Genomic DNA, 19,717 nt, shown 5'->3' on the forward strand with positions numbered 1-19,717 from the left:
CACGTGGTTGGCTTGTTAGGGACAGCACAGCGTTGACCGAGACCGGTGTCCCAGCGCGGTGGATGTGTTGGCGCAAGGGCTATCGGACGGGTGAGCGGCGTTCGATGAGGACGGTGTCGTGCCACACACCGTTGAGTTGGGCGATGCGTTCGCGGATGCCGACGGTGCGGTAGCCGGCGGAGTGGTGTAGGGCGATGCTGGTGCGGTTCTCGGTGAAGATCGAGGTTTGCAGGGTCCAGATTCCGTCGTTGTCGGCGGCGGTGACCTGCTTGTGGAGCAGGGCTTTGCCGACGCCTCGGCCGCGGTGTCCGTCGGCGACGTAGACGGAGGTTTCGGCGACGCCCGCGTAGCACTCACGGTTCGAGACGGGGCTGGCAGCGGTCCAGCCGACGACTTCGCCGTCGATTTCGGCGACCCAGCGATGGCCGGGCAGCCATTTCGCGTCGAGGGTGGCGCGGCTGGGGACGGTGGTGTCGAAGGTGGCGATGCCGGTGGCGATGCCTTCGCCGTAGATGCGGCGCACGGCCGTCCAGTCACGGGGTTCGAGGGCGCGCACGGTCACGTCGTCGGGTACGTCGTCGGGGCAGCAGGGGCGGGGGGCGAGCAGTCCCATGACGGCGTCGGCGGCGTGCGGGAGTCCGGCGCAGCAGGCTTCGTTGACCGTGACGATCGTGGCGGTGCCCTCCTTGCGCAGGCGGACGAAGCCGACGTCGGCGAGCTTGCGCACGTGATGGGAGGTGGTCGACTGGCTGGTGCCGAGGATCTCGGTCAACGCGCCGACGGTGATGCCTGTCGGGCTGGTGGCCACGGCGTGCAGGAGACGGACCCGGACGGGTTCGGCGAGGCAGGCGAACCAGTCGGCGTAGGTGGCTGCCTCGCCGGTGGGCAGGACCTGGGCCTGGGGCAGCGCGATCGGCATGACCCCGAGTGTATCGACTGGGATCGATGGTTGCATCCATCGAGTGCGGTCGATACTGTTCGACGGAGTCAATCGAGCTGGATCGATGGAAGGTGCTGGATGAGCGAGTTGCCTGTGGTGGTTGTCGGGGCTGGTCCGGTGGGGCTGGCGGCGGCTGCTGAGCTGGTCGAGCGGGGACTTCGGCCATTGGTGCTCGAACGTGGGGAGCGGGCCGGTGCGGCGGTGGCGCAGTGGCATCACGTGCGGCTGTTCTCCCGATGGGCCGAGCTGGTCGCTCCGGCAGCGCGTCGCCTGCTGGAACCCGGCGGTTGGCGGCACCCGGACCCGGAGGGGTACCCGACCGGTGCGGAGTGGGCCGAGTTGTATCTGGGGCCGCTGGCCGAGGCGCTGGGCGAGCGGGTCCGGTTGGGAGTCGAGGTGGTGGGTGTGGCCCGGCGGGGTCGTGACCGGGTTGTGGACGCCGGGCGCGAGACCGAGCCGTTGACCGTGCACGTGCGCAGCGCCGACGGCCGGGAGGAACGGATCACCGCGCAGGCGGTGATCGACGCCTCCGGCACCTGGACCTCGCCCAACCCGCTGGGCGGCGACGGGCTGCCCGCGATCGGTGAGGCCACGGCCTCCGACCGCATCGTCTACCAGGTCCCGAACCTCACCGACCCTACGGTCGCCGACCGGTATGCGGGCAAGCACGTTGTCGTGGCCGGCAGCGGGCACTCGGCGTTGACCGCGCTGGTGGCCTTCGCTGGACTGGCCGAGCAGCAACCCCGGACTCGGATCACCTGGCTGCTGCGTCGAGGCGCGGTCGGCGCGGTGTTCGGCGGCGGCGAGGCCGACCAGCTCCCGGCCCGCGGCGCGCTCGGGCTTCGGGCGAAGGCCGCGGTCGAGGCCGGACACATCGCGGTGGCCACCGGGTTCCGCACCGAAGCGGTCGAGCGCGACAGCGAGGGCCGTCTGGTGCTGGTGTCGTCCGAAGGACACCGCCTGGAGTCGGTGGACGAGGTCGTGGTGCTCGCGGGCTTCCGCCCGGACTTGTCGTGGTTGTCGGAGATCCGACTCGCGCTGGACGCGACGTTGCAGGCGCCGGTGGCGTTGGCACCGTTGATCGACCCGAACGTGCACTCCTGCGGCACGGTCTACCCGCACGGTGTCAAGGAACTGGCCCACCCCGAGCCGAACGTCTTCCTGGCCGGGATGAAGAGCTACGGCCGAGCCCCCACATTCCTGGCGATGACCGGCTACGAGCAAGTCCGCGCCGTCGCCGCCGCACTGGCCGGGGACCGCGAGTCGGCCGAGCGGGTGGAGTTGGTGCTGCCCGAGACCGGCGTATGCGGCGGGTCCGGGGTGTTCGACGTGCCTGCCGAGACGCAGGGCGGTGGCTGCTGCGCAGCTCCGGCGGAGGCTGAAGTCCTGTCGCTGTCCGCCCCGCCAGCGCGCTGACCCCGAGGTGACGGCGTCACCGACGCTGCCCGAGCAGAACGCGGCGAACCGGGCGGGATTGCGACGGGTGCTGGTGGTGCTGTGTGCCACGGAGATCACCAGTTGGGGCGTGCTCTACTACGCCTTCCCGGTGCTGTCCGGACACATCACCGCCTCCACCGGCTGGTCGACGGCCGCGATCACGGCGGCGTTGTCGGCCAGCCAACTCGTCGCCGCCGTGGTCGGCATCCCGGTCGGGCGGTGGCTGGACAGGCGCGGTCCGCGCGGCGTGATGAGCGCCGGCTCGCTGCTGGGGGTACCTGCGGTGGTGGCGGTGGCGTTCGCACCGAACCTGGCCTGGTTCCTCGTCGCGTGGCTGGCGGTCGGGGTGGCGATGGGCGCGGTGCTCTACCCGCCCGCGTTCGCCGCCCTGACCCGCTGGCACGGTCCCGACCGGGTCCGGGCGCTCACCGTGCTGACCCTCGCGGCCGGCTTGGCCAGTACCGTGTTCGCCCCGCTGACCGCCTGGCTGGCCACGCAGCTGGACTGGCGCGGCACCTACCTGGTCCTCGCCGGAATCCTCGCGGTGATCACGATTCCGGGGCACTGGTTCGGACTGCGGCTGCCGTGGCCGCCACGCCCCGACGTCGAACCGCACCATGCTCATGCCGCCGACCCGAACAGAGTCGCACGTAGTGGGGCGTTCCTCGTGCTCGTGGTGGCGCTGAGCGTGGCGGCGTTCGCCACTTTCGCGGTCGTGGTGAACCTCGTGCCGTTGTTGGCCGAGCGCGGGATCGGGACCGGCGTCGCCGCGGTCGCTCTCGGGCTCGGCGGCGCAGGACAGGTCGCCGGCCGACTCTGTTATGCCGCCCTCGCCGCCCGCACCAGCGTCCGGACTCGCACCGCGCTGATCCTGCTCGCGATGGCTGCGACCACCAGCCTGCTCGGCGTGCTCACCACCGTGCCCGCGCTGATCGTCGCGGCGGTCCTGGCCGGGATGGCACGCGGGGTGTTCACCCTCCTGCAGGCCACAGCGGTCACCGACCGGTGGGGAGCAACGCACTACGGGCACCTCACCGGGCTGCTGTCCGCGCCGCTGACGATCACGATGGCTCTGGCCCCGTTCGCCGGGGCCGCCCTCGCCGGACTGCTCGACGGCTATGCGAACACCTTCCTGCTGCTGGGCGCGCTCACCGTGGCTGCCGCCCTGGTTTCCCTTGCCAGCACACAGAAATCCCTTGAGAAGGACAGACTTCCGTGAACGACATCGACGCTCTGGTCATCGGCGGCGGGCAAGCCGGACTCGCCACCGCTTACGCCCTGCGCACGGCAGGGACCGCACCTGTGGTGCTGGAAGCCGGCGAGGAACCAGTGGGCTCGTGGCCGTCCTACTACGACAGCCTCACCCTGTTCTCACCCGCCCGCTACTCCGCCCTGCCGGGCATGGCGCTGCCCGGCGACCCCGACCACTATCCGCACCGCGACGAGGTGATCGACTACCTGCGCCGCTACGCCAAGAACCTCGACGCCGACATCCGCACCGGTCACCGCGTCGAGACCGTCCGCGCCGACGGGACCGGGTTCCGCGTGCGGTTGGCCGACGGCACCGAGCTGCGTGCCGGGCTCCTCGTTGCGGCGACCGGGGCGTTCGGCCGCCCCCGCAGGCCCGCCTTGCCGGGGCTTGAAACGTTCACCGGCACCGTGCTGCACGCTGCCGAATACCGCGAGCCGACACGGTTCGCGGGGCAGCGGGTGGTGGTGGTCGGGGCGGGGAACTCCGCAGTCCAGATCGGCGCCGAACTCGCCGCGCACGCCACCGTCACGCTGGCCACCCGCACGCCGGTCAAGCTCGTCCCGCAACGCCCGCTCGGGCGGGACGTGCACTTCTGGTCGAAGGTCACCGGCATCGACGCCGCACCGATCGGGCACCTGCTGCGGACACCGCCGCATCCGCCGGTGCTCGACCTCGGTCGTTACCGCGACGCGCTCGCCGCCCGGCACCCCGACCAACGGCGCGTGTTCACCGCCGTCGACGGCGACCTCGTCACCTGGCCCGACGGCACCCAGGAGCACGTGGACACGATCATCCTGGCCACCGGCTACCGCCCCGACCTGTCCTACCTGGCCGACTTGGGCGCGCTCACTGCGGACGGCACTCCCCGGCAGCGACGTGGCCTATCCACCACCCACCCTGGCCTGGGATTCGTCGGGCTGGAGTGGCAGCGCAGCCTGGCCTCGGCAACTCTGCGCGGTGTGGGGCGCGACGCCCACTACGTGATGCGTCACCTGCTGCGCCGCACCGTTAGTGCCAGGCGAGCTTGACCGCCGAGAGCGGCAGGATGCGCTTGGAGGCGCCGGAGTGCCTCCGGGTGGTCACCTTCGGGTGGCGGCACCCAGCTCGGTGGTAATGGCGTGCACGGCGGTCTTCGCGGTCGGGCCGACGCCGATGAGGGTGGCTGAGGCGGGACCGGTCCAGTCGCCGTAGCCGAGTAGGTGCAGGCGCGCTTCGCCGTGTACGTGCCCGTCGCGGTCACGCAAACCCAGGGGTGCGAGGTGGGTCAACGCGGGCCGGAAACCGGTGCACCAGATGACCGTGTCGGCTGCGGCCAGGACGTCACGGTTCATCGGGTGGGCGATGAGCAGACCACGGTCGCGGGCGCCACGGACCGATGGGACGGCGACGATGTCTCCCAGAGCACCTACGCCGCCGGGAGTGTGGGTGGCGATGTCGAACAGGGCTTTGCCGTCGATCTCGTCGGCAGGTAGCGGGGTGGGCGCTGGGTGAGCCAGGACAGCTCGACGTGGCCGGCGAGGTCGGCGGCGATCTGGGCGCCGGAGTTGCCGCCACGACCCGCTGCCCGTCGAACTTTTGCGGGTTGCGGTAGTCCACGGTGTGCAACTGCCGCCCCGGAAGACCGCGGGCGGCGGCCGGGACGAAGGGCCGCCACCAGGTGCCGGTGGTGCTGATGACCGCGGCGGCGAAGCGGCCGTCCACGTCGTAGCCCCCGTCGACACGACGAACCGACCGCACCCGGAACGGGCGCTCGACCGGCAGCTCGTCGCGTTTCTCGTAGGCGGTCAGTAGTCCACGACGTGCCCGGCGGTCGGGTAGCCCTCGTGCGGGAAGCGCGGCATCGGCCAGCCCGGCAGCGAGCTGTGCCGCGCCGGTGAGAACAGTCGCAGAGAGTCCCAACCGTGCCGCCACGCACCGCCGGGCTCGGGTTGGGCGTCAAGGATCGTGAAGTCCAGCCCGGCCCGGCGCAGGTAGTAGCCGGCGGCCAGTCCTGCCTGACCGCCGCCGATGACGATGACGGTCACTGACGTCCCGACATCAGGAGCGTGCTCCGACCGGTTCCCCGGTGGCACCGGCGGAGGTGTTCGTCGTGGTGTCGGCGAGGGCGGCCAGGTAGCGCTCGGCGTCCAGCGCCGCCGCGCAGCCGCTGCCCGCGGCGGTGATGGCCTGCCGGTAGGTGTGGTCCACGACGTCTCCCGCGCCGAGCACGCCGGGGATGTTGGTGCGCGTCGACGGGGAGGCGACCTTGAGGTAGCCGGACTCGTCGAGGTCGAGTTGGCCGGTGAACAACTCGGTGCGCGGGTCGTGGCCGATGGCGATGAACAACCCGGTCACGTCCAGCTCGCGAGTGGCGCCGGTGATCACGTCACGCAGCACGACTCCGGACAGCACCCCGCCATCCTGCTTGAGCTCGGCCACCTCGCTGTCGAACGCGAAGGTGATCTTCGGGTCGGCGAACGCCCGGTCCTGCATCACCTTGGAGGCGCGCAGCGCGCCGCGGCGGTGCACGACGGTGACCGAGCGGGCGAAGCGGGTCAGGAAGGTGGCCTCCTCCATCGCGGTGTCCCCGCCGCCGACCACCGCGATGTCGCGGTCGCGGAAGAAGAACCCGTCGCAGGTCGCGCACCAAGAGACCCCGCGGCCGGACAGTTCGGTCTCGCGGGGCAGGCCGAGCTTGCGGTACCCGGATCCGGTGGCCACGATCACCGCCCTGGCGCGGTGCACGGTGCCAGCGGTGTCGGTGAGCAGCTTGATCTCGCCGGTGAGGTCGACGGCGACGATGTCGTCGTCGACGATGTCCGCGCCGAACCGCTCGGCCTGGGTGCGCATCCCGGCCATCAGGTCCGGGCCGTCGATGCCGGTCGGGAAACCGGGGAAGTTCTCCACCTCGGTGGTCGTCATCAGCGCCCCGCCCGCGGAGACGGACCCGGCGAACACCAGCGGCGCCAGTTGGGCGCGGGCGGTGTAGAGGGCGGCGGTGTACCCGGCCGGGCCGGAGCCGACGACCACGACCTCACGGATCGGTGTGCTCGCGGCGCTCACGCGGTCGTTCCGTCGGCGCGGGCCGTTGCGGGGAGGATCTCGGCGATCAGACCCTCGATCAGGGTCTTGATCTCGTCGCGGATCGGGCGGACCGCCTCCACGCCCTGTCCGGCGGGGTCGGCGAGCTTCCAGTCCAGGTAGCGCTTGCCGGGGAAGACCGGGCAGGCGTCGCCGCAGCCCATGGTCACGCACACGTCCGACTCGCGGACCGCGTCGTAGGTGAGGATCTTCGGGGTCTGGGCGGAGATGTCGATGCCCACCTCGCGCATGGCCTCGACCACGGCGGGGTTGACCTGATCAGCCGGGGCTGACCCGGCGGAGCGGACCTCCACCCGGTCACCGGCCAAGTGCGACAGCCACGCGGCGGCCATCTGCGAGCGGCCCGCGTTGTGGACGCACACGAACAGCACCGACGGCTTGCCCGACGAGGACGTACCGGCCTCGGCGATCTCGTTCTCGGGGGTTGAGGTCTGGGACATGTTGATCACGCGGTTCCTTCGCTGTCGGTCGCCGCGGGGGCGCCGGTGGTGAGGGCGGCAAGACGTCGGCGTGCGTTCCGGGTGGCCAGCACGGGCAGGTGGTGCGCGATCGTGGCCTCGGCGGCGAGTTCGTCGTAGGCGTGGGCCACGACCTGGCGGACGGTGTCGGGTTCGACCGCGCCGTCGAACTCGCGGGCCAGCTCGGTGGCGGCGGTATCGAGCAGCGCGACGACCTCGGCGGGCCGTGCCTGCGTGCCGGGCTCGTCGTGGCGGATGGGTGTGGAGTCGGCGGGCGGGAACTGCGACGGTGAGGTCATAGCCGTTCCTTGACGGTGCTCTCGGTGGCGGTGCTCTCGGTCGGGTGGGGCAGGACGACGTCCTCGGCGTGCGCCGAGGCGTTCGGATACAAGGCGCGCAGCAGCGGCAGCGCGATCACGGCCGCGATGATCTGGGCGAGGATGAACGTGAGTACCGAGGCGGGGGCGATGCCGGCGAAGCTGTCGCTGAAGATGCGGCCGACGGTGATGGCGGGGTTGGCGAAACTGGTGGAACTGGTGAAGAAGTACGCCGCGCCGATGTAGGCGCCGACCGCGGCCGGGGCGCGTTCGGCTCGGCCGGAGCGGGCCAGCGAGAAGATCACCAGCAGCAGTCCGAGGGTGGCCACGACCTCGGAGATGCCGTGCGACCAGGTGGCGCGTGCGGTGGTGGAGACGCTGATCGGTGCGGCGTCGAACAACACGTTCGCCACGACCGCCCCGGCTACACAGCCAAGCACCTGCGCAGGAATGTAGGCCAGAAGGCGGCGCCAGGGCAGGCCGCCGAACGCCGCGTCCACAAAGGACACCGCCGGGTTGAAGTGCCCACCGCTGACCGGCCCGAAAATCAGGATGATGGCGTAGAGCCCGACGGCGGTCGCGGCGGCGTTCTCCAGCAGTTGCAGGCCCACATCGTCCGGGGACAGGCGTTGGGCGGCGATACCGGAGCCGATCACCAGCGCGGCGAGCAGCAGGCTGCCGAGGAACTCGGCCAGCAGCGTGCGGAACAACGGCCGCGTCATCGCGACTCCTTTTCGGACTGTGCTGTCGATGTTGGCGCGTCAGGGAGTGTGGACGGCAGGGGCCAAGCGCTCGACCCGGTCGGCGAGGTCCCGGAAGGCGGAGTCGAAGGCTTCCTCGGTGCCCACCGAAGCCGGGTCGGGCACCGACCAGTGCAGCCGGTCGGCGGGGTCGAGTTCCTCGTGGGCGTTGTCGCACACGGCCACCACCAGGTCGTCCGGACGCACGACCTGCTCGACGTGATGGGTACGGGCACGGGCCAGCGACAGGCCATGAGCGCGAGCCGTGGCTACAGCCAGCGGGTGCACTCGCTCGGCAGGCTGGGTGCCGGCCGAGGCGGTGGGCACGGCGCTGCGCTTGGCCCACAACGCCGCCGCCAGCTGCGAGCGGGCGGAGTTGCGGCTGCAGACGAACACCACCCGCCGCGCTTGGCGCACCCCGGAGGGCACCAGCCCGGCCAGCGCCGACGTGCGCAGCCGCAGGTAGGTGCGGCGGGCATCGCCCTCCGACCGCGACCGCTCCACCAGGCCCGCCTGTCCCAGCAGCTTCACGTGGTGCGCCAGCAGGTTGCTGGGCAACCCCAACTCCGCACCGACTTCGCTCGGGGAGGCGTCGCCCAGCAGCAGCCGGTCCACGATCGCCAACCGCGCAGGCTCGCCCAGCGCGGCGTGGACGCGGGCCCGTGCCGTGAGCTCCGAAGACCAGTCAGTGTTCATTGACTCAATGGTGATTGAGTCTCCTGCTTCGGTCAAGGCGGGAAGCACGAGCGCGAGGCAGGTCACACGCTCGCGGGCACGCCGAGTTCGTCCAGCAGGGCCCGGACGCGACGTTCGAGGTCGTCGCGGATCGGCCGGACGTCGTCCACGCTGCGGCCCGCCGGGTCGTCCAGGGCCCAGTCGAGGTAGCGCTTGCCCGGATACACCGGGCAGGCGTCCCCGCATCCCATCGTCACGACCACATCGGCGGCGCGGACGATCTCCTCGGTCCACGGCTTGGGGAACTCACCGGTGATGTCGATGCCGCGCTCAGTCATCGCGGCCACCACCGATGGGTCGAGTTCGTAGCCGGGTTCCGAGCCGCCGGACCACGCCACGGCCCTCTCGCCCGCCAGATGCTGGAAGAACCCGAGCGCCATCTGGCTGCGCCCGGCGTTGTGCACGCACAAGAACAACACCGTCGGCTTGCCGTCATGGGCGTGCCCCTCCACGCGAGCCAACGCCGTCAGTCGCTGCCGCGCGAACCGCTCGGCCAGTAGCGGCAGGAAGTTCAGGATCTTGCCGTGCGCGGCGAACTGGTCGTAGCTGGAGTGCAGGAACCTCTCGATGGTCTCCTGCCCGAACACGCCCTCGAACTGCTCACCCAAGCGCGTGGCGGCGGTGCGCAGCGCCACCTGCTGGTCGATGGTCAGGTCGCGGCGGTGGTAGTCCTGTGTCTCGGTCACTGTGTGCCTCTGAACTGGGAGAGCGGCGGATCGGAGGACCCGATCGGGCTGCTGGTCGGATGGGGCGATGCTCGACGGCAACACCAGACTTGCTCAGCGTTGATTGACTCAATAGTGGTTGAGTGAAGTGCGCGGGTCAAGTGCGAGAAGTTCGAGAGCGCAACCTGCTCGGCTGCTTCGCGACGTCCGCCGAGCCGGACAGCTCGGATGAAGTGCCGGTCGTCGCGCTGGTCACCTCCGTCGAGGCCGACGGTCGCGTGCGATGCTCGGGAGCGTGAACGACCTGTACGCCCGCTTCGAGATCGCCCGTCCCGACTATCTCGGGGACGATCACTGGGCCTGCATCGAGCGGGAAGCGGACCGGCTATGGCGCTCGCTGGCCGCAGGTGACGGCTCTCAGGCTCTCAGTGACATCAAGTGCCTGGTGGAAAGCATTTCCCGCATCGTGCTGGAGATCGACGGAACACCGGCAGCGCCCAACACCGCGTTCGACACGGTCGTGACCCAGGCGCACACGCTGCTGACCGGGCAGCCAGGGCACGAGTTGGCCAACCAGTCCACGTTCGGCCAGCTCGCAACCCAAGCAAGCAAGATCGCGAGAAACCTCGGCAACATCAGAAACGAGTTCGGCGGCGGACACGGCCGTGCGCGGACCCCCGATCTCCGCGACGAGATGGTCGCCCTCGCCCTCGACGGCGGGTTGCTCTGGTCCCGATGGGCATTGCGCCGGCTCGGCTACTTCTCAGAAGGCCGCCCGACCTCACTGATCAACGACCTCGTGGTGACGCCCCAGACCTTCTACGCGGGCACGCTGCAACGACGTCTGCTCGCGGCGAATCTCCCCGCACTGGATCCGCGGCACCAACGCAGCATCGGCGTCGCCGTGGGCCAGCGCGTGATGCGAGAGACGTTCGTGGTCCGGCGCGATGGGCTGGAGCCCTGCCTGGAATCCGACGATCTGAGTACCTGGCCTCGGGACTACCGCCTCGGCCTCGCCTACGGCCTGTGGTTCGACCCCGCCGGCGGACTGACGCTGACGGCACGCTCCCTCGAAGACGCGCTTCGGGTGCTGGAGCCCGTGCCGGACGGCGCGGCCGACCTCGCCGACTGGGTGGCCAGGATCGCCGAGCGGAGATTCCCAGGCGGCCTCAGCGACGAGTTCACGGCTTCGTTGGCCGCCGAGCAGTTCGTTCGGCGCTGGATGACGTTTCGGCCTGCTGACGAGCACCCGGCACTCACCGCTCTCGCAGAACAGATCAAGCCAGAGCCACCGTTCTGACGAACGTAACGCCAGGCGGGGGCTCTCCGACGCCTGTGGTGCTGGCCGTTGACCGCCGAGGCGTCCTTGGCGAGTGGGTCATCGTGGCTGAGCCGGGCTGGTGAAGAGTTCGGCGTAGGGGCCGTCGTCGAACTCGGCGGAGATCGCTTGCTGGCCGTTGGTGGTGAACGACCAGGCGCTCTCCGCTGCCATGGGAGGGCAGGCGTCGCAGGTGACGTGCAGCGTGTGTCCTGTTTCGACGATGCGGTAGCCGACGCTGGTCAGCACGTGGAGTCCGCTTGGGCAGCGAGTGGGGACGACGACCACCGCGCCGTGCACGGTGGTCCGGTAGCGCGCCCTGCTGTGCGGGTGCGCCGTCTTGCCAATGCCGCCGGTCGAACCTGGTGCCATGACGGGATCGTAGCTCGACTCGAACATACATTCGAGTCCGGTCGGATGGTGTGTCGGTCACCACGTGGTGATGCAGAGCTTGCTGCTGGTGGCCAGTTGGGCTTCCCTGGTGGCGGCCAGTTGCGGGGAGCTATCTGGCCACGGTTTTCACGTTCTGTAGCTGCCGCACAAAATTGACGCCAGTGGTCAGATGATCTTGGTGAGGACTCCGGATTCGATGACGATCAGGCTGCCGATCGTGATGAAGACAGCGGGAACAAGCCACTGCCCGTAGCGTTCGACGATCTGGATGATCTTCTTGTGGGAGCCGAGCCAGGACCCGGCCAGGCACCACAGGGCGACGCCAATGGCGAACACGAGGATGGTGACGGCACTGGGACCGGCGCCAATGCTGCGGAACACCGGGGTGTAGACCGAGATGTTGTCGGCACCGTTGGCGATCGTCACCGTCGCGACCGACACCAGCCCGGACGCGACGGCGGGAGCGGTGTCCCGGCCGTCGTTGCGGGTGCGGATGGCCGCCAGTAGGCCCTTGACCCCGAAGGCGAGGGGGACCAGACCGAGTAGGCCGACTCAGTCGTCGGGGACGAGCGTCAGTCCGAGTGCGGCAACCACCGACACCAGCACCAGGACCGCGATGCCGGCATACTGCCCGGCGCAGATCTGCCACGGGCGCGGACTCCCGCTGGCTCGGGAGGACAGGAACAACACCGTCAGCACGATCATGTCGTCCACGTTCGTCCCGGCGAACACGCCGGCTGCCGCCGCGACCGTTCCGGTGAGCCCGTCCATGGCCGGGAACCTACCGGAGCACCATGGCTGGCTCTGGGGCTAGAACCGCGGTAGCGATCTCCGGCATGGCGACGGACCGTGACAATGCTAAGCGGGCCGCACTCAGGGAATTCTTGCTGGCCGCTGTCAGCTTGCGCTGTCGGCTTGCGCCGGGTTAATCGCGATTACGCTGTCCGATATCTCAGCGTGACGTTCCTGAACACATCTCGCGCTTCGGGCACGCAGGTCATGTGCGGATAGCCGACAGAACGGAACAGCTATGGACACAGTCGCCGACGGGGCCAGCTCTGACGGCGTGACGGGATCGGCAGGCGTGACCGGATCGTCGGCGGGCGTAGTCGCACATGTCGTCGCGGGTGCGGTCACCTTTCCCGTGAGCGGCGAGATCCCGCCTGGTTTCATGAACACGATCGACGAGGCGTTCACCCAGGCCGCGAGCGCACAGACCGCGCCGACCCCGGCGATGGTGGTCGACCTGACTGAGGTGACGTTTCTCAGCCTCGAAGGCGCGGCCGAGTTGGTCATGCTCGCCCGGCGCTGCATCGACCAGGGACGGGACCTCCGCGTCAAACCGTCGCCGAGCGTGCGACGCAAACTCGCACTTGCCGGCCTGGACACCCTCATCCCGCTCGTCGAGCTGTGATCGGCCAGCCTCGGCTGGACCGAAGCTCCCGGATCTCGTTGGTCTGCCAACGGCGGATTACTGCGGGCAGCGACGACAGGACACGTGCGTCGGTGGTAGCACGACCCCGGCGGACAGGGTCCGGGGGCCGGGGTCGCTGGCGTGCCCCAAGGGGTCGGGCACGCCTAACCGGAGACGTCGCTCGGCGGCTGGCCCGTGTTTCACCACCTCGGGGCTCGCCAGGGCGAAGTTGGGACCGGTGCCTGTCCAAGACTTCCCTTGCCGAAGAGCTTCCGTGCCATTTCGACTGGCGGTTAGGGCCCTGCGCCAGCGTTCAACGCTTCGTCAACGGTGTGGTAGAGCTTGAGCACGCCATCCAGTCCGGTGATCTCGATCGGCCGAATCACGGGACGGTTGGAGTCCACCACGATACGCAGCGGTTCACGACGTTTCTCGGCGTGAGTGGTGGCGTCCAACAGCGCCGTAAGGCCGGCGGAGCTGAGGAACGTGACGGCGGTCAGGTCGAGGATGCAGGGCTCGCCGGCAGTGTGGTCGATCGCGGCGAGGACCGCGGCATGAACTGCTGGTGCGGATTCCAGATCGATCTCGCCCGTGACCTCGACCACCAGGATGCCGTCGACGTCGCGGTGGACGATGTCCACTGCTGCTGGCGGTCCGGAGTCGGACAAGGTGCTCACGGTCGAACGGTACTCCCGACGAAGCAATACCGGCCGGTAGCCGCGGCGCCGCCTCGTCCGACGAGCCCGATCGCGAGTGAGTGCGGGAGGCGCCGAGCACGCGTGACAAGGCTCGCTAGTCCTGGCGTGGACGGGTGGGAACCATGGCCAGGTGTGGAGTGTGACCGCTACTGCCTGGGCGGTTCAAGGCGAACTCGGCCCACACGGTCTTGTGGTGGGGGTAGCGCTGGACTCCCCACGTTGTGGCGAGCCGGTCGACAAGGACCAGGCCACGTCCGCCGGAGGCGTCGGGGGTCCGGAGCCGCGGCTGCTCCGGGGCGGTGTCATCGACCTCGACTCGCAGGCATCGGCCGTGGTTGATCAGAGCGAGCCGACAAGTGCGGGGAGCGTGGCCGTGTCGCAGCGCGTTGCTGACGAGTTCATCGATGACCAGGACGGCGTCGTCGACGATGACGCCGAGGTGATCGGCCAGCAGGCCACGGACCAGGTCGCGGACCTCGCGAGTGGAGGTCGCGTCGAGGCGGCAGGTGAAGGTCCTCGGCGCGGACTCGCTGTCAACTCTCCGCCCCGGCTGCAGCGACATGACCCACCCCACCACCCTGGTCACTCGACCTGCTGACGCAGCCCGATGTGCTCGGTAGATACCCGCCGTTCCGGGACAGCAAACCCCCGCTAACGCAGCGCGGCGCTCGCCTAGCGCCGGTCGATCGGCGTCACCTTCGTGGCGGCGTCGAGTTGGTGCAGCAATCTCGCCAATGCTCACTGGCCAGATGCGTGATGTGCGGCGGCGATGTTCGGCTTGCTGTACTGCGCGGTGATGCGTTTGCGTGTCTGTACGGCGTCTTCACGGTTCTCGCAGGGCCAGGCTTTCCACGACTGCCAGACCGTACCGTCGCGGTGCAGCCGCTTCAGATGCGCCCGGAACGCCTGTGTCATGCCGATGCGCACCGGGGTGCCGGCGTTGCCGAACAGCACATAGACCACGTGCGTGCCCCGGAGTGGGAACACCGAATCGTCGAGTCCTTCCCAACCGGTATTCCCGCTCCAGGTGCCATCCGGGGTGTTAGGGGTGGCCTCGGCCATGCGCCGCAGGGCGAGGCGGTCGTAGGGGATGATCTTGTGCCAGCGTGCGGCGAATCCGGTGATGCCTCCGTCCCGGACGAGGTCGTAAGCGGCGAGCAGCCCCCGCGCGTCCAGGGTTCCCGCGCGGTGCGCCGCCGCGGCCTGGCGGATCAGCTCGTCCTCTGCGGCGAGGAGTTGTTCGAGCAGTGCCGCGCGTTCGTCGTGCAGGGTGCGGACTCGTGCGGCTGCCGCGTCGAACGCCGAGTTGTCGGAACTCATCGGCATCACTTCCTGACTCATCGTGGTCAGGATCGCAACTCGGGCAGCCGCAGCGCCGGTGCGACGCGCGGGTCCGGGTCGTCCGGTCGGGTGACTATCAGGATTCGGGTGTTTCCCCATTGGCACGGGCGCGTGCCGGTGGGGTCAGCCGTCGTGGCGGAGGACCGGGCTCTCCAGGTGGCGGCATAGGCTTCCTCGGGTGATCGACCAGACGACTCTGGACTCGGCAGTCGCCGATGCTCGCCTCGCTGTGATGGAGTTCGATGACGCCCAGGCGTGGCTCCGCGCCCGTCAGACGCTGATGGAGCCGCTCGCGGCCGAGGTCTGGGTCACCGACCCGTCCTATACCCACATCCTGCTCGTACAGCACCGCGTGCGCGGATGGGTACCGCCTGGCGGCAAGGTCGAGCCAGGCGAGACACCGCGGGCCGCTGCGGCCCGTGAACTTGCCGAGGAGGCCGGCGTGGAATGTGAACTGCTGCCGGTGCCGGCTGCGGTCGCTGTTCGCTCCTTCCGTACCGACTGGGCGCCGACGCTGAGTCTGTCGTATGGCGCCGTCATCGGCCGTGATGTTCCGCTCGGCGGGGAGAGCGGTCAGCCTTCGAAGTGGATTGACCTGGATGAGACGTGGGAGAGCGTGTTCCCGGAGGACCGCGACCGCATCCGCGCGTTCGTGCACCGATTGGCAGTGGAGCACGCAGCCGGGGCGCATTGACCTCCGTTGCAAGTGCACCGTTTGAGGATCCTGTCGATCAAGCTCAGGGCCCCGTCGGGCAGTGCTACGAATTACGTCAGGTCCACGTTGGACCAACATCAGTTTCCGAGGTCATACATCGCGAAGTACTTGTCGTCCCATCGGCGGCGCAGTTCACGGAGCTTGACTCGATTGGTCACGATGATCCACGTATCGACCTCGCTAGCCTCGCGAGCGATCGCACCGAGATTCTCCAGGAATAGCAGAGCCTTCCGCAGACGATGCGAGGCATAACTACCAACCTGGCGGTCTGCCGTGACCTTGGCCGCAGCTGTGTCGGTCAGGTCTGGAGTTCGCTGCTTCCACAGGTCGACGAGCTTCGGCCGCGAGATCGACGGATCGCCATTGTTGGTGACCTCCAAGATCAGGTCGGCGACGTCCACGGTCTCGCCGAACACACGGAGTCCTTCAAACTCGATGAATCCCTCGCCGTTGACGCGCGCTGGACCCCGCCGAGATCGCTCGGCTGCCACGGCCTCGGCGAGAGTGCGGAACTCGGCACCCGCAGCGGCCGGCCACGGCAGTGTGCTCAGCCTCGCCCATAGCGCGGTGTCGGCCAGCGACTCCTCCCCGGCGTGTGCGTCGCGGTGGGCATCCACAGCCAGCGCCAGAGTCAGCAGCGTGCGCCGGAGGCGGTCCACGACCGGATCCCTGCGCAGGATCCGCACTCGGTCCACGGCCATGTCGAGGTACTGCCGGAGGATTCCGTCGAACACGGCAGCACGCTGTCGCCAGTCCGCGAAGGCTCGGTAGTTCTCGGCGAACTCCTCGTCGCTGATCATGCCCGCATCCCGGTCGATCTCAGCCTGTCTGATCGCTTCGCGGTGGCGGATGTGGGCCTGGGCTGCGCCGACTTCGATCCGGCGCAGCACCCGGTAGGTCTGCATGACGCGGTCGTCGGCGAGCAAAGCCGTCCAGTTGCCCCGCTGCGATCGGCGCAATGCTTCGCGTACGTACTGCTCGGCAACTTCGTCGTCGTCAACGTCGTACGGCAGGAGCTTCGGCATGATCTTTCTCAAAACCGCGCATTGGTTGACGCCCTGAGTTCAAACGCTGGCGCCGAGGGCTGTTGTGCTGGCGTTAGCGGTCTTGTTCTCGGCACATCGCCGTTCACGGGCATTCACTGGCGGCCATCGGCAGCGCCCTTGTTCCGGAAAGGGCCAGGGTTGCCTCGGGCAATCATCGACATCGCGCGCTCCCAGTCCGGATGGCCGCGGGATGCCTTTGCAAGTGGGTCGTACAGTTCCGGCTCCAGCCAGCCGCGCGCCAGTCCGCGCATGAGGATTTCCCCGCACGTCGCAGACTTCATGTCTGCGGGCGTACAGATTTCCTTCTCCACCAAGCGTTTGCTGAGCCGGAAGTAGTCCGCAGTGGAGGTTCCCATGTCGTAGTCGTGCAGCTGCAGGCGGTACAGCATCCCGGCGATCAGCTCGCCTCGCGTGCCGATGTAGAAGCCTTGCGCCAGGATCGCGTCCGCAGAAGTCAGCACCGGTTCGAGATCGCCGCCGCGAGCAGCGGCCGTGAGTGCGTCGGTGAGGGCGGTTCCGTGGGCCCTCGCGAGCACCGCGTCGAGGCGGTTGCTGGTTGGTGGTGTCATGTGCGTTGTCCGAGATCACGAGTGAAGTGGGTTCGCCAGATGACGCGAGCTAGCAATTCCGGCTGCGGCATGGTGAAGGCGGATCATCGAGATGTCCCCTCTTAGCTTGGCTGCGAGCTGAAATTCACAAGGCCACGTCGTCGTACGTCAGGACAAACCTGCTGTGGGTCTTCTCGATGGCGGGGCCGGCGAGCTCGCTGTCCGGAGTGTCAGCCGGGTAGACGATGAGCGACGGAGGGCGCTGGTTCCGCTCGGGCCCCCAGGCCCTGATCTCATCGCATAGGTACTCGGTGAGCGCGACGGCGGCCGTGCCGTGACCGATCGCCCCCAGCTCCCAGCACACCTCGTCGCCGGCTTCCAGACGGCGGGCGGTGAGGTAGACCAGCGTGTCGCCGTCGACCAGGGCCATACGCCACCAGCCCCCGATCGGGTCACACACCTCGGGCGGAACGTCGGCATGAACCTTGAGCCTGCACACCCGCGGATCGGTGACGGTCAGGCGGAGCCAGAGCCCGTCGTGGGACTCGTTGCGGGCGATGGTGATCCCGGACCAGGCGGTGACGCGCGACTGGTCGAGCACACCGGCCAGCGCGGTGATGTCCATGGGCTGATCGCGGTCCCAGTGGAGTGTGACCAGCTCGTCCGCGGTGATCGGGCCGCTGAGTTCGCCTTCGCCCTCGCCCTGCAGGTACACGAAGCCGCACAGGTGGAGCGAGTCGGAGACCAACCGGCCGTCGGTGTAGGTGAAGGCGACGCTGCGTCCCTGGCCGCACCATCGCAGCGGAGCGACCAGCCGTCCGCCAGGAGCAAGTTGCTTCCACCACGCGGTGGGGATGTCCCACGGCGAGACGGTGGCGATCATGCGGTCGTACGGGGCGTGGTCGGGGTGGCCGAGCCCGCCATCGCCGGTGATCACGTGTACGTCGCCGTAGCCGGTGGAGGCCAATGCTTGCTTGGCTTTCGCGGTAACGTCCGGGTCGACGTCGATCGTGGTCACCAGGTCGGCGCGGCCGGTCAACTGGGCGAGCAGGCACGCGTTGTACCCGGTACCCGCGCCGATCTCCACGATGCGGTTGCCAGGCTGGACGTCGAGCTGGTCAAGCATCGCTGCGACCAGCCACGGCGCCGACGCGCAGGACAACGACCGGCCGTCGTCGAACCGGTGGGTGACCACCGCCTGCCAGGGGTCGTAGGCGACCGCCAAGTCGGCCTCCGGCACGAACTCGTGCCGCGGTGTGTCGCGCAGAACCCGCTCGACCTCGCTGCGTTGTGCGTGTCCCGCCTTCCGGACCTTTCGACCATGGCCACACGCAGCGCTTCCGGCGATGTAGTGGTGGTATCCATCGTTTCCTTCGTGTCAACGTCTTCGTGTTAGCCAGCTGTGGCTGATGGTCGCCTTTTCTCCGGCAAAGTAGGCAATTCCGTTATGACCCAACGGTTCTGCCTAGAGCATCCACTACGGACTTGTTGGAGCGTGGGCATTGCCGGACATTGCCGGTGCGACCGCGGTCATGCTGCGCGCCATAACCTCTTCGGCGTCGGCCAGCGCTGTCGTGAGATCTGCCAGCAGTGCGGCCGGGATCGTGCCGCGGCCGAGCGCGCAGGCATCGACCAGCTCGGTCAGTTCACGGGTTTGGTTGTGGGTGAGCAGTTCGCGGCAGCCGTTGTGGGCGAGGATGTCGCGGGCGGCATATCCGTCTCGGGTAGTGGTGACGTAGTCGGTCAGATCGAGGGCGATCTGGCGCGCGAGTGGATCTTCGACGGTGCCAATGGCGTCGACGAAGGACAAACCGAGCCGCGTGTGGAAGACCGCCAAGCCAGTCGTAGAGGTGGTGTCGACACTGTGGTACTGGTCCAGAAGTGCGGCCAGGTCGGCGACGCCCGATGCCTCCTGGCATTGGACGGTCAGGCATGCGGTCACGGCGTTCTCCCAGGGTTCTCCTGGGGTCGTGTCGGCGAGGAGGGCGAGGGCGCTGTCGGTGTCTCCGGATACGGCGTGAGAGATGACCGCGACCTGGCGGCCGTCGAGCATCCGGCGGCCGATGCCCTTGTACTCGCCCAGCCGGGCTCGTGCTTCCGCCCACCGTCCGGCGGCGGCGAGAGCCCGGCTACCGGTGGCCAGCAATACCGCCCACAGCCAGCTGCGGATGTGCTGGTGCGTCTCGGCGGAGTCGGTGAGGTCGGCCGGGATTTCGATGCCGTCGACGTCGGCATTGGTGCGGGAGGAGACCGCGGTGAACAGGGTGTCCATCAGCGTGAAGGCGCGCTCGCCTTGGCCTTCACGGATGTAGAGGCGGGCGAGGTTGGTGATCGGTTCGAGGGTGAGGCGGGCTACCTGCGCGCCCAAGGGGCGGGCGCGCAGGTAGATGTTCACCTGCTGGTGGCACCACTGCCGGGCCAGGTCGGGCAGGCCGCAGTCGGAGGCGATGAGCGCGGCCTGGTTGTGCACTGCGGCTGCCTCGGTGATGTCGCCAGTGCGTGCGGCCTCACGAGCTCGGTCGCACAGCCCGGCCACCCGCCGGGCCAGCGGGACGCAGGCCGGGCGGGTTCGGGCGACAAGGGGGAAGCGGCGCGCGAACTGGCCGGTGGGGTCCATGT

Annotated in this window: 24 protein-coding genes and 1 pseudogene; 7 read left to right on the plus strand and 18 right to left on the minus strand. The window is 69.0% G+C overall.

Annotated features, from left to right (window positions below; translation table 11 throughout):
• Positions 1-79: 79 nt before the first annotated feature.
• A complete protein-coding gene (locus tag ACWEPX_RS09955) occupies positions 80-919 on the minus strand; it encodes a helix-turn-helix domain-containing GNAT family N-acetyltransferase (protein WP_451896737.1) in 840 nt (279 codons plus the stop codon).
• Positions 920-1,018: 99 nt separating this feature from the next.
• Here ACWEPX_RS09955 and ACWEPX_RS09960 point away from each other — a divergent pair, with 99 nt between their 5' ends.
• From ACWEPX_RS09960 to ACWEPX_RS09970, 3 genes are all read left to right on the plus strand, one after another.
• Positions 1,019-2,356: an FAD-dependent oxidoreductase gene (locus ACWEPX_RS09960; protein WP_451896738.1), complete on the plus strand. Its 1,338-nt coding sequence runs from the start codon at positions 1,019-1,021 to the stop codon at positions 2,354-2,356.
• A gap of 67 nt (positions 2,357-2,423) precedes the next feature.
• On the plus strand, positions 2,424-3,596 hold the full coding sequence (locus ACWEPX_RS09965) for an MFS transporter (RefSeq protein WP_451896739.1): 1,173 nt from the start codon (positions 2,424-2,426) through the stop codon (positions 3,594-3,596).
• On the plus strand, positions 3,593-4,657 hold the full coding sequence (locus ACWEPX_RS09970; protein WP_451896740.1) for a flavin-containing monooxygenase: 1,065 nt from the start codon (positions 3,593-3,595) through the stop codon (positions 4,655-4,657). Before ACWEPX_RS09965 ends, ACWEPX_RS09970 begins: the two co-directional genes overlap by 4 nt.
• A 51-nt stretch (positions 4,658-4,708) precedes the next feature.
• Here ACWEPX_RS09970 and ACWEPX_RS09975 read toward each other — a convergent pair whose 3' ends face one another.
• Positions 4,709-4,960: a hypothetical protein gene (locus ACWEPX_RS09975; protein WP_451896741.1), complete on the minus strand. Its 252-nt coding sequence runs from the start codon at positions 4,958-4,960 to the stop codon at positions 4,709-4,711.
• 3 nt (positions 4,961-4,963) lie between these two features.
• Between ACWEPX_RS09975 and ACWEPX_RS09980 the strand changes: the two genes are divergently transcribed.
• Complete coding sequence (locus ACWEPX_RS09980) at positions 4,964-5,101, plus strand: hypothetical protein (RefSeq protein WP_451896742.1); 138 nt, start codon at positions 4,964-4,966, stop codon at positions 5,099-5,101.
• 312 nt (positions 5,102-5,413) lie between these two features.
• Here the strand turns inward: ACWEPX_RS09980 and ACWEPX_RS09985 are convergent, their stop codons facing one another.
• The 7 genes from ACWEPX_RS09985 to ACWEPX_RS10015 form a co-directional block, all read right to left on the minus strand.
• Positions 5,414-5,653, minus strand: coding sequence for an FAD-dependent oxidoreductase (locus tag ACWEPX_RS09985; protein WP_451896743.1), 240 nt, complete (start codon positions 5,651-5,653; stop codon positions 5,414-5,416).
• A 13-nt stretch (positions 5,654-5,666) separates the two neighbouring features.
• Positions 5,667-6,671 carry a thioredoxin-disulfide reductase gene (gene trxB / locus ACWEPX_RS09990; RefSeq protein WP_451896744.1) on the minus strand — a complete coding sequence of 335 codons (1,005 nt, stop codon included), beginning with the start codon at positions 6,669-6,671 and terminating at the stop codon, positions 5,667-5,669.
• Positions 6,668-7,150, minus strand: coding sequence for an arsenate reductase ArsC (locus ACWEPX_RS09995; protein WP_451896887.1), 483 nt, complete (start codon positions 7,148-7,150; stop codon positions 6,668-6,670). Before ACWEPX_RS09995 ends, trxB begins: the two co-directional genes overlap by 4 nt.
• Positions 7,151-7,155: 5 nt before the next feature.
• Positions 7,156-7,467: a three-helix bundle dimerization domain-containing protein gene (locus ACWEPX_RS10000; RefSeq protein ID WP_451896745.1), complete on the minus strand. Its 312-nt coding sequence runs from the start codon at positions 7,465-7,467 to the stop codon at positions 7,156-7,158.
• Positions 7,464-8,195 (minus strand): MIP/aquaporin family protein, encoded by a 732-nt coding sequence (locus ACWEPX_RS10005; protein WP_451896746.1) that lies wholly within the window; start codon positions 8,193-8,195, stop codon positions 7,464-7,466. The genes ACWEPX_RS10000 and ACWEPX_RS10005 overlap by 4 nt, the downstream gene beginning before the upstream one ends.
• Before the next feature lie 51 nt (positions 8,196-8,246).
• The gene (locus ACWEPX_RS10010; RefSeq protein ID WP_451896747.1) at positions 8,247-8,921 is read right to left on the minus strand and encodes an arsenate reductase/protein-tyrosine-phosphatase family protein; all 675 of its coding nucleotides are present in this window, start codon (positions 8,919-8,921) and stop codon (positions 8,247-8,249) included.
• Between the two features lie 62 nt (positions 8,922-8,983).
• Positions 8,984-9,646 (minus strand): arsenate reductase ArsC, encoded by a 663-nt coding sequence (locus ACWEPX_RS10015; RefSeq protein ID WP_451896748.1) that lies wholly within the window; start codon positions 9,644-9,646, stop codon positions 8,984-8,986.
• A gap of 274 nt (positions 9,647-9,920) precedes the next feature.
• On the opposite strand from ACWEPX_RS10015, the gene ACWEPX_RS10020 reads away from it, so the two are divergent.
• Complete coding sequence (locus ACWEPX_RS10020) at positions 9,921-10,925, plus strand: hypothetical protein (protein ID WP_451896749.1); 1,005 nt, start codon at positions 9,921-9,923, stop codon at positions 10,923-10,925.
• A gap of 78 nt (positions 10,926-11,003) precedes the next feature.
• On the opposite strand, the gene ACWEPX_RS10025 is transcribed toward ACWEPX_RS10020, so the two are convergent.
• Positions 11,004-11,315 (minus strand): hypothetical protein, encoded by a 312-nt coding sequence (locus tag ACWEPX_RS10025; protein ID WP_451896750.1) that lies wholly within the window; start codon positions 11,313-11,315, stop codon positions 11,004-11,006.
• Between the two features lie 186 nt (positions 11,316-11,501).
• Positions 11,502-12,107 (minus strand): annotated as a pseudogene (locus tag ACWEPX_RS10030) (cadmium resistance transporter).
• Positions 12,108-12,366: 259 nt separating this feature from the next.
• Between ACWEPX_RS10030 and ACWEPX_RS10035 the strand changes: the two are divergent.
• A complete protein-coding gene (locus ACWEPX_RS10035) occupies positions 12,367-12,750 on the plus strand; it encodes an STAS domain-containing protein (protein WP_451896751.1) in 384 nt (127 codons plus the stop codon).
• A gap of 293 nt (positions 12,751-13,043) precedes the next feature.
• On the opposite strand, the gene ACWEPX_RS10040 is transcribed toward ACWEPX_RS10035, so the two are convergent.
• The 3 genes from ACWEPX_RS10040 to ACWEPX_RS10050 all read right to left on the minus strand — a co-directional run bounded on the left by ACWEPX_RS10040 (position 13,044) and on the right by ACWEPX_RS10050 (position 14,789).
• Positions 13,044-13,427 (minus strand): anti-sigma factor antagonist, encoded by a 384-nt coding sequence (locus tag ACWEPX_RS10040; RefSeq protein WP_451896752.1) that lies wholly within the window; start codon positions 13,425-13,427, stop codon positions 13,044-13,046.
• Between the two features lie 115 nt (positions 13,428-13,542).
• Positions 13,543-14,034, minus strand: a complete 492-nt coding sequence (locus tag ACWEPX_RS10045; protein ID WP_451896753.1) for an ATP-binding protein — start codon at positions 14,032-14,034, stop codon at positions 13,543-13,545.
• 152 nt (positions 14,035-14,186) lie between these two features.
• Positions 14,187-14,789 (minus strand): hypothetical protein, encoded by a 603-nt coding sequence (locus ACWEPX_RS10050; protein ID WP_451896754.1) that lies wholly within the window; start codon positions 14,787-14,789, stop codon positions 14,187-14,189.
• Positions 14,790-14,967: 178 nt separating this feature from the next.
• On the opposite strand from ACWEPX_RS10050, the gene ACWEPX_RS10055 reads away from it, so the two are divergent.
• Complete coding sequence (locus ACWEPX_RS10055; protein ID WP_451896755.1) at positions 14,968-15,483, plus strand: NUDIX domain-containing protein; 516 nt, start codon at positions 14,968-14,970, stop codon at positions 15,481-15,483.
• A 98-nt stretch (positions 15,484-15,581) separates the two neighbouring features.
• Here the strand turns inward: ACWEPX_RS10055 and ACWEPX_RS10060 are convergent, their stop codons facing one another.
• The 4 genes from ACWEPX_RS10060 to ACWEPX_RS10075 form a co-directional block, all read right to left on the minus strand.
• Positions 15,582-16,529, minus strand: coding sequence for a hypothetical protein (locus ACWEPX_RS10060; RefSeq protein WP_451896756.1), 948 nt, complete (start codon positions 16,527-16,529; stop codon positions 15,582-15,584).
• Between the two features lie 113 nt (positions 16,530-16,642).
• Positions 16,643-17,119: a hypothetical protein gene (locus ACWEPX_RS10065; RefSeq protein ID WP_451896757.1), complete on the minus strand. Its 477-nt coding sequence runs from the start codon at positions 17,117-17,119 to the stop codon at positions 16,643-16,645.
• 124 nt (positions 17,120-17,243) lie between these two features.
• A complete protein-coding gene (gene fxlM / locus ACWEPX_RS10070) occupies positions 17,244-18,446 on the minus strand; it encodes a methyltransferase, FxLD system (RefSeq protein ID WP_451896888.1) in 1,203 nt (400 codons plus the stop codon).
• 129 nt (positions 18,447-18,575) lie between these two features.
• Positions 18,576-19,715: a hypothetical protein gene (locus ACWEPX_RS10075; RefSeq protein WP_451896758.1), complete on the minus strand. Its 1,140-nt coding sequence runs from the start codon at positions 19,713-19,715 to the stop codon at positions 18,576-18,578.
• Between the last annotated feature and the right edge of the window lie 2 nt (positions 19,716-19,717).

Source organism: Actinokineospora sp. NPDC004072 (genome assembly GCF_053604195.1).

What these genes read in the sequence shown, in the direction of transcription:
- ACWEPX_RS09955 (WP_451896737.1), bottom strand. Translation starts at nt 919, where the DNA reads ATGCCGATCGCGCTGCCCCAGGCCCAGGTCCTGCCCACCGGCGAGGCA.
- ACWEPX_RS09960 (WP_451896738.1), top strand. Translation starts at nt 1,019, where the DNA reads ATGAGCGAGTTGCCTGTGGTGGTTGTCGGGGCTGGTCCGGTGGGGCTG.
- ACWEPX_RS09975 (WP_451896741.1), bottom strand. Translation starts at nt 4,960, where the DNA reads ATGAACCGTGACGTCCTGGCCGCAGCCGACACGGTCATCTGGTGCACC.
- ACWEPX_RS09995 (WP_451896887.1), bottom strand. Translation starts at nt 7,150, where the DNA reads ATGTCCCAGACCTCAACCCCCGAGAACGAGATCGCCGAGGCCGGTACG.
- ACWEPX_RS10000 (WP_451896745.1), bottom strand. Translation starts at nt 7,467, where the DNA reads ATGACCTCACCGTCGCAGTTCCCGCCCGCCGACTCCACACCCATCCGC.
- ACWEPX_RS10010 (WP_451896747.1), bottom strand. Translation starts at nt 8,921, where the DNA reads ATGAACACTGACTGGTCTTCGGAGCTCACGGCACGGGCCCGCGTCCAC.
- ACWEPX_RS10025 (WP_451896750.1), bottom strand. Translation starts at nt 11,315, where the DNA reads ATGGCACCAGGTTCGACCGGCGGCATTGGCAAGACGGCGCACCCGCAC.
- ACWEPX_RS10035 (WP_451896751.1), top strand. Translation starts at nt 12,367, where the DNA reads ATGGACACAGTCGCCGACGGGGCCAGCTCTGACGGCGTGACGGGATCG.
- ACWEPX_RS10050 (WP_451896754.1), bottom strand. Translation starts at nt 14,789, where the DNA reads ATGAGTCAGGAAGTGATGCCGATGAGTTCCGACAACTCGGCGTTCGAC.
- ACWEPX_RS10060 (WP_451896756.1), bottom strand. Translation starts at nt 16,529, where the DNA reads ATGCCGAAGCTCCTGCCGTACGACGTTGACGACGACGAAGTTGCCGAG.
- ACWEPX_RS10065 (WP_451896757.1), bottom strand. Translation starts at nt 17,119, where the DNA reads ATGACACCACCAACCAGCAACCGCCTCGACGCGGTGCTCGCGAGGGCC.
- ACWEPX_RS10075 (WP_451896758.1), bottom strand. Translation starts at nt 19,715, where the DNA reads ATGGACCCCACCGGCCAGTTCGCGCGCCGCTTCCCCCTTGTCGCCCGA.